Source organism: Dendrosporobacter quercicolus (assembly GCF_900104455.1).
GTDB classification, from domain to species: Bacteria; Bacillota; Negativicutes; order DSM-1736; family Dendrosporobacteraceae; genus Dendrosporobacter; species Dendrosporobacter quercicolus.
In genome coordinates this window covers 109,556-121,447 of record NZ_FNHB01000002.1, presented here as the reverse complement: position 1 = coordinate 121,447, position 11,892 = coordinate 109,556, and the positions used below count along the sequence as shown (strand labels likewise).

Annotated in this window: 9 protein-coding genes; 1 reads left to right on the top strand and 8 read right to left on the bottom strand. The window is 53.5% G+C overall.

Features of this window, described 5'->3' with window-relative positions:
* The first annotated feature begins 48 nt into the window (after positions 1-48).
* On the top strand, positions 49-675 hold the full coding sequence (locus BLR06_RS06630; protein ID WP_092070255.1) for a TetR/AcrR family transcriptional regulator: 627 nt from the start codon (positions 49-51) through the stop codon (positions 673-675).
* A gap of 120 nt (positions 676-795) precedes the next feature.
* Here BLR06_RS06630 and BLR06_RS06625 read toward each other — a convergent pair whose 3' ends face one another.
* From BLR06_RS06625 to BLR06_RS06590, 8 genes are all read right to left on the bottom strand, one after another.
* A complete protein-coding gene (locus tag BLR06_RS06625) occupies positions 796-1,446 on the bottom strand; it encodes a bifunctional 2-keto-4-hydroxyglutarate aldolase/2-keto-3-deoxy-6-phosphogluconate aldolase (protein ID WP_092070252.1) in 651 nt (216 codons plus the stop codon).
* A gap of 102 nt (positions 1,447-1,548) precedes the next feature.
* On the bottom strand, positions 1,549-2,499 hold the full coding sequence (locus tag BLR06_RS06620) for a phosphoglycerate dehydrogenase (protein WP_092070250.1): 951 nt from the start codon (positions 2,497-2,499) through the stop codon (positions 1,549-1,551).
* Positions 2,500-4,050, bottom strand: coding sequence for a gluconokinase (locus BLR06_RS06615; protein WP_092070247.1), 1,551 nt, complete (start codon positions 4,048-4,050; stop codon positions 2,500-2,502).
* 321 nt (positions 4,051-4,371) lie between these two features.
* Complete coding sequence (locus tag BLR06_RS06610) at positions 4,372-5,073, bottom strand: DUF2225 domain-containing protein (protein WP_092070244.1); 702 nt, start codon at positions 5,071-5,073, stop codon at positions 4,372-4,374.
* 67 nt (positions 5,074-5,140) lie between these two features.
* Complete coding sequence (gene cydC / locus BLR06_RS06605; protein WP_092070241.1) at positions 5,141-6,853, bottom strand: thiol reductant ABC exporter subunit CydC; 1,713 nt, start codon at positions 6,851-6,853, stop codon at positions 5,141-5,143.
* Positions 6,850-8,577, bottom strand: coding sequence for a thiol reductant ABC exporter subunit CydD (cydD, locus tag BLR06_RS06600; RefSeq protein WP_092070238.1), 1,728 nt, complete (start codon positions 8,575-8,577; stop codon positions 6,850-6,852). The genes cydC and cydD overlap by 4 nt, the downstream gene beginning before the upstream one ends.
* Before the next feature lie 16 nt (positions 8,578-8,593).
* Positions 8,594-8,929 carry a YjcQ family protein gene (locus tag BLR06_RS06595; RefSeq protein ID WP_092070235.1) on the bottom strand — a complete coding sequence of 112 codons (336 nt, stop codon included), beginning with the start codon at positions 8,927-8,929 and terminating at the stop codon, positions 8,594-8,596.
* A gap of 87 nt (positions 8,930-9,016) precedes the next feature.
* A complete protein-coding gene (locus BLR06_RS06590) occupies positions 9,017-11,869 on the bottom strand; it encodes an FAD-binding and (Fe-S)-binding domain-containing protein (protein ID WP_092070232.1) in 2,853 nt (950 codons plus the stop codon).
* Between the last annotated feature and the right edge of the window lie 23 nt (positions 11,870-11,892).

Sequence of the window (11,892 nt, the reverse complement as noted above, 5' to 3'; positions counted from 1 at the left end):
TCGGACAGGATTTATAATTTAAAGACATTTAAACAATTGAGGTGTACTATGGCCAGACCTGCACAAGATCCGCAGATCCGAATTAAGGAGATTTTGGATACAGCTGAACATTTATTTACCGTTAAAGGATATTTGGGAACAACCGTTAGTGACATTGCTAAAAAAATGGGCGTTACGCAGGGAATGTTCTACTACTACTTTAAGTCCAAAGAGGAAATCCTCGAAGCGCTGCTCAACCGTCAGGTCACTAGCTTCCTTTCCGAGGTTAAAGTCATGGCTTCTTCCAATGCTCCCCCGGCGGAGAAGCTGGGATTTATGATCAGTACCGTAATTAAAAATGTCCAAGCTCATGGCGAGGTACTGCTAAACACCGTATACCATGAGCAGAATTTACATATTAAAAACAAACTGGTTCACGGCGTCAAACTCCTGCTCACACCTTTGGGGCTGACGATCATTGAAGAAGGCAGGGTCCGTAATGACTTTAATGTACCCGACCCCCAAACCGCACTGAGTTTTATCCTGCTGATTATGGATTTTCTCATTGACGCCCTTTATGAGAAACTCCCCGCAGAGCTCCTGTCTCTGCGGCTGCAAATGGCGGAAGCGCTAGTCGCAAAGGCAGTAGGCGTGCGGGAAGGGACGGTCCGCATAATTCTGCAAACGCCCAGGTAAACTGCAGCAAACACATCACCTTTAAAGTAAACAAGCCTCCTGTTATCAAGATAACATGAGGCTTGTTCGTGCTTAAGTTTTTACGAAACAGGTACTGTGTCCGCAAAAAAGCGCAGCCTGCTACCGGCCGGCTAAACGGGCCTTGGCAATTTCGGCGAGAAACTGCCGGGCCGTTGCGGTAATTGCGGCATAATCGCCGGTCTTAGCGCCAGCCGTCAGGCTGCCGCCGGCGCCAACCGCTACACAGCCGGCCTTAATCCAGTCCTGAACATTGCCGGCATTAACCCCGCCGGTCGGCATAATCGGAGCTTGCGGCAAAGGTCCTTTGACGGCCTTAACCATGGCCGGGCCAAATAACTCACCAGGGAATAATTTAATCACATCGGCGCCCGCCTCCATGCATTCCACTATTTCCTTAATGGTCATAGCGCCGGCCATAACCGGTACCTGATAACGGTTGCCCAGCCTTACCGTTTCGGCATTCAAGCAGGGTGAGACAATATACTGCGCTCCACTGAGTACTGAAATGCGGGCGGTCTCGGGATCAAGCACCGTACCTGCCCCAATAATTAATTCCTCGGCCGAATAAGCCTTGGCCAATTCTTCTATAATATGATGCGCGCCAGGCACCGTGTAAGTCACTTCAATTGCCTGCAGACCGCCGGCCAGGCAAGCCTCTGCAATCCGCTTGGCCTGATCGCCGGTTTCCGCTCTTACTACCGCAACTAAGCCCGACTCGCAAATCCGTTCAAGTACTTGCTGTTTGCCCAATTTCAATTCCTCTTTTCCCGGCGGTTATCATCGGCGACAATAACCGCGCGTTCGTTTGCTTGCCCAGCCAGCTTTTCAGGGCAGCGTAACTTGCACCCTTTGTCAACAAATCGCATGCAAAGGCTTTCGCCCTGCCAGTACTCTCAGCACTTCTTCAGCCGCCGCCGCCGAAGTGCGTTCAACCGACTCGGCGGTATAAGCGCCGCTATGCGGAGTCATAATCACATTATCCAGGTGAAAAAACCGCTGATCAGTAAACGGCTCATGCGTAAAAGCATCCAATCCGGCTCCGGCCAGTCGTCCGCTTTCCAAAGCCGCCAGCAATGCCGCCTCGTCAATGAGCTCTCCTCTCGCCGTATTAATGATTGTTGCTTCCTTTTTCATCAGCGCAATCGCGCCGGCGTTAATCATCCTGTCCGTCTGCGCCGTGGACGGCAGGTGCAGCGAGAGATAATCAGCCTCCCGGTAAATGGTCTCCAGATTGGTATAAGTAACGGCGTAATTGCGGCTAAGTTCCTCGTTAGGAAATAAATCATAAGCCAGCACCTTCATGCCGAAAGCCCGGCACCGTTTGATCAGTTCGCTGCCAATGGCGCCGGTGCCCAGCACGCCCAGCGTTTTTTCAAACAGTTCACTTCCCGGAACCCTCAGCCATTGCCCTTGGCGGATATTGCCGTCCATCAAATGCGCTTTGCGGGCTAAAGCCATCATCAGGGCAAAAGCCAGCTCGCAGACGGAAATGCTGTTAGCCCCCGGCGTTACAGTAACAAGCACTCCGTATCTACGGGCAGCCTCCGTATCAATATTATTATAGCCGGCGCCATTGCGGGCAATTACTTTCAGTGTGGGCGCACCGGCCTTAATTACCTCGCTGTTGATTTCGTCAAGTCCGGCAATGAGGGCGTCGACCCCTTGGATTACCGGAAGCAATTCATTTGCGGTATAAGGCTTGGCCGCTGTTTGCACCCGCACCTCGTGTCCGGCCTGTTGCAGTAAATCCCGGGCCCTTTTACAACCGGCAAAAGAGCGCGGGGTAGTTAAAATAACCGCCATTTACCTTTGCTCCTTCCCCGTTTCACTGCGTTGATAATCAGCAACCAGTTGGAATTGGTCCTGCAGATTCCAATAAATTTGTTCATACAGCTCATACAGCTTTTCATAAGTAGCCTGATTGCTCTGCTCCGGAACAAAGGTTTTGCGAATGCCGGCCATATCGGCGGCGACGTCAATTCCGGACAGCAGGCCCAAAGAGTAAAAACCCAGAATTGCCGCACCGAACGCCGCCCCTTCTTCCACATTGGGCAGTAAAATTTCCCGTCCCAGAACATCGGCCAGAATCTGCAGCCACACCTCGGAACGCGTAAAGCTGCCGCTTACCCGAATTTCCTCAGCCTTGCCGGTAATTTCCTCCAGCGACAACAGTACACTTTTCATCCGGTAGCAAATGCCTTCCAGCACAGCGCGAATCATATGGCGTTTATCATGATTCAGCGTCAAGCCAAACAGAACCCCCCGGGCATTCGCATTCCAGTTCGGCGCCCGCTCGCCGGTGAAAAACGGCAACAGAATCAGTCCGTTAGCGCCGGCCGGCACTTTTTGGGCATAGTCAGCCAATAAACGATAAGAATCCAGCCCCAGCTTTTCAGCAACCCGCTGTTCAGTCTCGGCAAACTTGTCTCTGATCCAGCGAAAGGAAATGCCGCCGTTATTGATCGCTCCGCCCAGCATCCACCGGCCTTCCGCCAGATTATAACACCAGGTCCGGCCTTTTTCATCCGTCCTGGGCTGGTCCGCCGCCATTCTGATTGCGCCGCTGGTACCAATGGTAATATTAATCTGACCGGCTTTCACCGCTCCCACGCCTACATTAGCCAGCATACCGTCGCCTGCGCCGATCACTACCGGCAAACCGCCCGGCAAGCCCAGCCGCTCCGCCTGCGCCGGAGCCAAACCATGTCTGGTGGTTGTGGCAGCAACGGTTGGCATCTTGTCTTCCGGGATGCCCAGTAAAGCCAGAATTTCCTCATCCCATTTCAGTGAGAATAAATCATATAAGCCGCTGCCGCTGGCAATTGAACGGTCCACCACCCGTTTGCCGGTCAGGCGGTGAAACGCATAATCCTTGACTGAACCGAACCAGGCCGCTTGGTTGAACAGTTCCGGCCGCTTTTGCCTGAGCCAGTAGATTTTCAGCAAGGGATACATGGGATGCAAAGGACAGCCGGTTCGCCGGTAAACGGCTGCAGCGTCAAGGTTCCGCTTAAGTTCCGCCAAATAAATCTGGCCCCGCGTATCGGCCCAGGTCATTAAACGGGTCAGCGGCCGGCCGTCAGCGGCAATTGCCAAAAGACTGTGCAATGCTGAACTAAGCGCCAGTCCCCGCACTTGTTTTAATTCCCCGCCAAGCAAATTCACCGTTCGGGTAATTACCGCTTCCATTGCCATCATAACGGCATCAGCTTCTTGTTCGGCGACGCCGGTCTGATCAGTAAACAGCGGATATTCTTCTGTGGCTGTGGCTGTAGAACTGCCGTCCAGCCGGTATGCTACCGAGCGAACTCCTGTTGTACCAATATCTACCCCGATCATGATTGGCTGCATCATCATTCCACCACCTATGAACTGATTTTTCCGCCCACTCATATTGACGGAACATTCCCAAAATTGATACGATGCTATCACCTTGCATCCAAAACCTGATGTCTTATTGCAATTTTATTCTAGTCGATTCAACTAAAAAATTCAATAATTTTTGATAGTATTTTTTCATTTTTTATTAAAAATAAGATAGTTTTTTATCAATAAGATCTGCCGGTCCTCTGTTCAGCTTGATTTACCAACATAACAGCAGAATGACAAAAAGGGCTGTGGAAAACGTTACGTTTTCCACAGCCCCTGACTTACACCGGCAATCCGCTCGTCCGGTTACTGCTCAGTTGCTTCGCCAACCGCTGCATTTTTTTTCGACTCGCGGATTTCCTGCCACACCTGCCGGGCCAGATTGTAGATATTACGTTCCGCTACTTTGGCCTGCTGGTTTGAGACAATCTTATTTAAATAGGCAACCGCCTGATCAATATTGCCGGTTCGCCGGAATAAATCGCCCACCAAATACCCCAGGGTGGTTTCCGTCATATTGCCGGCCGGCAGCCGCTCACGCAGCAAAGCCTGCTCATAATGCTTGACGGCATTCTCCAAAGCGAGCTGTTCGTGACCCGTTTCACCGGCCTCGCGATACAGCCAGGCCATTTTAAGGTACAGGCCGCCCAGCCTGCTATCGGCGGCGTCCAGCAGCTGACTATAAAAAACAGCCAGCTTATACGTGGCGACTGCCTGCTCACGTGTTCTGACGCCGCAAAAATTCACACCCACCTGCCGTCCGGTTAAAAATTTAATCAGTTTTTCCCTCGCCACCGGGCTGATATCATCAAACTGGGTATCCGGCGCAGCATACCCGCAATGCGGGCAAACCCAGATGGAATAATAATAAGGGTTGATGTCTTTATAATAAGTGCAAAAATCAGTATCCTGTTTCATTTTGATCAAGCGCGATTTCATTTTGGTTACGGTAAAGGATTTACTGCATAACGGGCATTCCTTATCCACTTCATATGTATATTCGGCCATTCGCTCGCCTCCCATAGTAATACCTTACCACAAAATCACCGGAGGTCAAGGTAAATAATGTAAACTGTTACTGTAAATTGTACAGCCGGTAAAACAAGCCTTTGCCGGCTATCAGCTCTGAAAACCTGCCCCGTTCAGCCACCCGGCCCGCTTCGAGCACTAAAATCTCATCCATTGTTTCCAGGCCGGTCAGCCGGTGGGTAATCAACAGGGTTGCCCGGTCCCGGCCTAACCCGGCCAGCGTTGCCATGATTTGCTTTTCTGTCACTGCATCCAGCCCGGTAGTCGGTTCGTCCAGCAATACCACCGGCGCAGCTTTCAATAAAGCCCGGGCGATGGCAATCCGCTGCCGCTGACCGCCGGACAAAGCCTGGCCGTTATGGCCGACAGCCGTATCCAGCCCCTGCGGCAGAGCGGCGATGAACGCAGTCAAGGCAGCGCCCTGCACGGCGGCCTTAAGCTCCTCCTCACCGGCCGACGGCCGGGCAATTAAAATGTTGTCCCGGATACTGGCATTAAAAATATGCGTTTGCTGAGAAACAACATTGAACACCGACCGGATTTCCTCCGGCGGCAAGGTGCGGTAATCTGTCCCGCCCAGTGTAATCCGCCCGCTGTCATACTCCCAGAATCTGAGCAGCAAATGAACGATTGTGCTTTTTCCCGCGCCGCTCGGCCCAACAATAGCCAGCCGTTTGCCGGGCGGCAAATCAAACGAAACATCGTGCAAAACCTGCCCCCAGGCATCATATTCAAACGAAACATTGCGGACAATAAGCCCGCTGGAAGCCGGTAAGCAGGCAGCGGCAGCCGGCGGCCGGACGGCGGGCGCCGTATCGGCAATAGCGAACAGCCGCCTGGCGGCAGCGAGACTTTCCGCCAGGTGATGAACCGCCATTGGCAGTACCAGCACAGCCTCAAAGCTGCTTTGAACAGCCAGGGCCAGCACCGGCAGATATACCCCCGCGACCTGGCCGCTGTGAACCAGGGGAATGGTAATGCAAAGCGTCCACCATAACGCCGAATTCATGGTCAGATTGCCCGAGGCCTCCGTCAGGGCGCTCACGGCGGCAACCTTTCCCTGCAGTGCCGTCAGCCGCTCCTGGATACGGCCGATCCCTGCCAGCTGGCTTTCTTTGCGGTCAAAAGCCGCCAGTTCGGCAATACCATTGACCGTATCAGCCAAATAAGCATTCAGCTCCGCCCGGACAGCCACCAGTTCAGCGCCGCTGCCGCGGTTCAAACAGCGGACCAGGAGCGGCATAAGGATACCGGCAAAAACAAACGCGCCAGCTAAGAGCAGCGCCAGGCCAGACGAAAACTGCTGCAAAAACACAACCATACCCAGCAAAATCAATACAGCAATCAGCGGCGGAGCCAGAACCCGCAAATAAAAGTCTTTCAGCGTTTCCACATCGCCGACAATGGCGCTAAACAGCTCCCCGCTTTGCCACGCCTGCAGCCTGGCCGGGGCCAGCGGCTCCAGCCGGGTAAAAAACCAGCTTCTGATTCGGCCAAGCAGCTTAAAGGTGGCATCATGGGCGATATACCGTTCAAGGTAGCGAAAAATTGCTCTGGACACCCCAAAAAACCGGACGCCCACAATAGCCACCGACAGTTCGGCCACCGACGGATGGAGAGCGGCAGTGGCAATGAGCAGGGCGGAAGTTGCCATCAGGCCGATATTGGCGGCAATAGTCAGCCAGCCAAAGCCCGCCGCCGCCAGCATTACCGGCCAGACCGGCAGCATAATCCTGATTAGACGCAGTGCAGTTCTCATAATTCACCTCGGAATGCAGTTACCAACTGATAGTACAACCCCTGCCGGTCCAGTAATTCCTTATGGCGGCCTTGCTCCGCAGCCTGCCCCCGGCTGACCACAACAATCTTATCCGCCTTGTATACCGTACTCAACCGGTGAGCAATCATCAACACCGTACGGCCGCTGATCAAGCGGTCCAGCGCCAATTGGATCTCCTGCTCGTGACGGGCATCCAAACCTGCGGTAGCTTCATCCAAAATTAAAAACGGGGCATCTTTTAAAAAGGCTCTGGCAATGGCCAGACGGCGTTTCTCACCGCCGCTTAAGCCCTGCCCCCCTTCCCCGACAATGGTATTGTAGCCCTGCGGCAAACCGGTAATAAACGCATGAGCTCCGGCGGCAGCCGCCGCTGCCTCCACTTCCGCCTGGGAGGCCTCCGCCCGGCTCAGCCGGATATTATCGGCCACAGTCCCATAAAACAAATGAGCGGACTGCGGCACATAAGCAAGGTGTTTCAGCCACGCCGACAGCTCCAGCCGGGTAATATCGGCGCCGTTAACCATTATGGCCCCGGCCTGTGGTTCAATAAAGCCCAGCAGCAGATTGGCCACCGTACTTTTTCCGGCTCCGCTGGGGCCGACCAGAGCCACGTGCTCCCCCGGCGTCAGCGTTAGGTCAAAGCCGCTCAAAGCCGGCCGTTCGCCATTTTGATAAGCGAAAGTAACCCCCTTAAATTCCACTGCCAGCTTAGCCGGATCGGCCAGCTCAACAGTACCCCGCCGGCTTGAACGCACCGGCCGGTTAAGCAGCTGATAAATCCGGTCGGCTGCGGCAGTCCCGGCCATACCGGCATGAAAGCTGCCGCCCAGCTGCCGCATCGGCAGGTAAAATTCCGGCGCCAGCAGCAGTAAAAAGAAAGCCTGACTAAATGTCAGCTTAACATACAGCAGCCGCAGCCCAACCGTAACCGCCACCAGCGCCGTACTGATCGTAGCGGCCAGTTCCAACACCAGAGCCGATAAAAACGCCACCTTCAACACACTAAGTGTAATATCGCGAAAGTCATTGCTCAGCCGGGCAATGACCCGGGCCTGTTCGGTACTGCGCCCGAAAATTTTCAAAGTGGTCAACCCTTGCAGTACATCCAGAAAGTGCGCGCTAAGCTTGGAAAGCGTAGCCCACTGCCGCTTATTCAGTTCATTCGCCGCCCGGCCAATCAGTACCATAAACAAGGGAATCAGCGGTGCCGTAACCAGTAAAATCAGGGCCGTGGTAGTATCCAGCGGCGTGACAACGCCCAGGACCAGTAACGGAATGACTGCGGCCACCACCAGTTGCGGCAGAAACCTGGCAAAATAAGGCTCAATGTTTTCTACCCCCTCAACCAGCAAGTTGACCATTTCTCCGGACTGCTCGCCATGCACCTGCGTCGGCCCCAGAGTCAGAAGCTGCCGGGCCAGCCGTTCCCGTACACTGCTTTTGATGGTTGCCGCCAGCCGGTGAGCGCAGATCTCATTCAGCCAGATAAGCACTGCCCTGAACAGCATGATTCCCAGCAGCGCGAGCAGCCAGGGCCAGACCGCAGCCAGATCCAGGCCGCCCAAAAACACGCCGTCAATGATTTTTGTGAGATAATCGGCCTGTAAAATAACCAGCACGCCGCTGCCTGCACTTAAGCCGATCAGCATAAAAAACCGCTGACGGCATTTCTTCATTTCCTCCATAAGACGCCGGTCTATCATCCTCCCGCCGGCCTTTCTAACCTAAATGCCGCTCATAGGCGACACCGGCTGGCGTCAATTTGACGCCGGTCAGATCCACAGCATACGGCATCCCGTTTTCATCGCTTTCCAGTACCGCACCGCTGATCAAGCCCTGATTTTGCAGCTTTTTTACGGCCAGCATAAACAGCTTTTCCTCCAGCTGTACCAGTTCAGGAGTAACCCTGCTCATGTCGGGGTTAGCCTGCCGCTGCTCCTTGTACAGTTCTATCAGCACATAATCATGAGGTCCGGTAAGCTCTACTTGTTTAAAATGCTCCTTATCCTGCTCATTATATTTTCCGGTCAGCTTCAGCAATAACTCCGAACGCATTCCTCCATCACCTTTCTCTGACATAATAACTATATTGTAATATATTTAAGGCCGGATTACTCCGGCCTTAAATATATTTTTATAAAATTATCTGGCGCATTGATCCACAAGATAGGCAATCGACTGATAACTCAGGCCCGCGGTATTGGCCAGGCCGATTTCACAGGTCCGGCTGTTGGAGTAACCGCATTTGCAGTCAGCCGGCAAAGCTTCCTTGAGATGCTCCAGCGCAGACTCGTTTAGCTCAGGCACTTCGAAGCCCTTATCGCCGGCAAAGCCGCAGCATCTCACCTTTTCCGGCACGATTACCTTGGCCGCGCAAGCCTGGGCAATAGTCCTGAACTTATCGGCCAGTCCCATCTTGGTGGCGCTGCAGGTGACATGAATGGCCACCGTTTCCGGCGACTTAACCAGCTCCAGCTTGGGCAGCAGCTTGTCATGAATAAAATCAACGGTATCAAATATCGTTAAACGTTTATCCATGACCCGCTTCATCCGGTATACACAGGGGCTGGTATCACAGAGTACCGGATACTCGCCATTGTTGCTGCAGGCCAGCAGCGCAGCTTCCAGCTCCCTGCTTAATTGATCGGCGGCTTCAAAATATCCTTTGCTTTCAAACGGCATGCCGCAGCACAATTTATCCATTGCCGCCGGATAGATCACCTGATAACCGGCTTTATCCAGCAGGGATAACATCACGGCGCTAAGCTGCCGCTGATCAGGATCTTCCTTGGCCGGCCCCATCATCCTGGTTAAGCAGCTGGGAAAATACACCGCCTTCAACCGGCTTTCCCGGTTACGGCCGGACGCTACCGGCGCCGCGCCGCCCCGCGGCAGCCACTTATTCCATTGGGGAATCCGGTTGCCGCTTAACGTGCGGATACCGGAGGCAAGGCCTGTCATACCGCAGGTGCCAAGCACCGAATGGGCCAAATGTACACCGCCCAGGCCCAGTTTGGCCATTGTCGTAATACCGGCGAAGTTTGCCGCCAAAAATTTGGCAATCTTTTTGGCCTGCGGCGTAACCCGGACGGACCGTTTAGCTTTCGTAAACGTTCCGGTATTAATGCCCACCGGACAGGTGGTCTCACATAAACCGTCCGTTGCGCAGGTCTCGTCGCCAAAATAGGCATAATCCTCGATAAAGCGCTGCAGCCGGACAGGATCCTCGCCCGATTTTTCCAGTCTGGCGATCTCCCGCTGAACGGCAATCCGCTGCCGCGGCGTACTGGTCAGATTGTGCGACGGACAGTTCAGCTCACAGTAGCCGCACTCAATACACTTATCAATCACCTCATGCGTCTTGGGCATCGGCTTGAGGTTTTCCATAAACAGATTGGGATTATCGGTAATAATCACCTCGGGATTAATTAATTTTGCCGGATCAAAGGCCTGTTTTAAGCGCTGCATAAAGGAATAGGCTTTTTTCCCCCATTCCAGCTCGACAAACGGCGCCATATTGCGGCCAGTGCCGTGCTCGGCCTTCAGTGAACCGTCATACTGATTGACCACCATTGCGCAGACTTCTTCCAGGAACAACTGGTAACGGTCATACTCGGCCTGGGTATTAAACGCCTGGGTAAAGACAAAGTGAACATTGCCGTCAAGAGCATGTCCGTAAATGATCCCGCTCTCATAACCATGCTTGTTCATGCATTCTCGCAGGGCCAGTACGGCCTCAGCCAGCTTTTCCTTAGGAAAGGCCACATCCTCAATAATGACCGATGTACCGATCTCCCGGATGCCGCCAACCGCCGGAAATACGCCGGCCCTGATCTTCCAAAGCTTTTCATACTCGGCCTTGATATCGGTAAACTCAATCGGAAACACGGTTGTTATGTCGGCCAGCAGCCCTTTTACCTCTTCGATTTGCCGAAGCAGAGCCGCCCGCTCTTCGGTCCTTATTTCCACCAGCAGGGCTGTCGCGCCGGCGTCAAGCGTTTTTAAATACGCAGGCATCCCCGGCTTATCTTCAACCGAGGTCAGCGAAACCCGGTCAATCAGCTCCGCCGCAGCCACCAGCGGCCGCGTCAGCCGCATGACCGCCCGGCAGGCGCTGTCCATATCGGGAAAAATCATGAGCGCCGAGGCCTTATGGGCATGGTCAACAACTGTTTGATACGTGATCTCGGCAATAAAGCCCAGCGTTCCCTCCGAGCCGATCATTAAATGGCTGATAATATCAAACGGGTCCTGATAATCAACAAAAGCGTTGAGACTATAGCCGGTGGTGTTTTTAATTTTATATTTATGGGTGATCATGGCCCGCAGCTCTTCATCGGCGTTAATTTCATCGCGGATGGCCGCAATGGAGTTCATAAGCGCCGGATGCGCGGCAGCCCATTGCTCGCGGGAGCTTATATCCGCCGTATCCAGTAAGGAGCCGTCGGCAAAGACAAGCTTCATGCTTTCGACGGTTTTATAACTGTTATCCGCTGTACCGCAGCACATGCCGCTGGCGTTATTGGCAGCCATTCCGCCAATCATGGCATAATTGATCGATGCCGGGTCAGGGCCTATTTTACGGGCAAACGGCTTCAAATAGGCGTTTGCTTCCGCGCCGATAATGCCCGGCTCCAGTGAAATGGTATTGCCGGCCTGACCGACGTGGTAATTGCTCCAGCCGCCGGCTAAAACCAGCAGCACCGAATCGCTCAGCGCCTGGCCGGATAAGCTTGTGCCGGCAGCCCGGAACGTGACCGGAACGGCCAGTTTACCGGCATTTTTTAAAATAGCCGAGACCTCAGCTATCGTTCTGACCTTTACCACCAGCCGGGGATTGATCCGGTACAAGCTGGCGTCAACGCCATAAGCGTAGGTTCTGATTGGATCGGCGAAAACTCTGTTGTACGGAATAAAGACGGTTATTTCATTAAAAAAGTCCTGATACCTGGCAGGCAGATTTGTTATATCATGCGGTCTTGATTTCATTCCCATGCCAATTAACCACCTTTCCCTTC

Coding starts and splice junctions, on each gene's coding strand:
- BLR06_RS06630 (WP_092070255.1), top strand. CDS start 49: ATGGCCAGACCTGCACAAGATCCGCAGATCCGAATTAAGGAGATTTTG.
- BLR06_RS06620 (WP_092070250.1), bottom strand. CDS start 2,499: ATGGCGGTTATTTTAACTACCCCGCGCTCTTTTGCCGGTTGTAAAAGG.
- BLR06_RS06615 (WP_092070247.1), bottom strand. CDS start 4,050: ATGATGCAGCCAATCATGATCGGGGTAGATATTGGTACAACAGGAGTT.
- BLR06_RS06610 (WP_092070244.1), bottom strand. CDS start 5,073: ATGGCCGAATATACATATGAAGTGGATAAGGAATGCCCGTTATGCAGT.
- cydC (WP_092070241.1), bottom strand. CDS start 6,853: ATGAGAACTGCACTGCGTCTAATCAGGATTATGCTGCCGGTCTGGCCG.
- cydD (WP_092070238.1), bottom strand. CDS start 8,577: ATGATAGACCGGCGTCTTATGGAGGAAATGAAGAAATGCCGTCAGCGG.
- BLR06_RS06595 (WP_092070235.1), bottom strand. CDS start 8,929: ATGCGTTCGGAGTTATTGCTGAAGCTGACCGGAAAATATAATGAGCAG.
- BLR06_RS06590 (WP_092070232.1), bottom strand. CDS start 11,869: ATGGGAATGAAATCAAGACCGCATGATATAACAAATCTGCCTGCCAGG.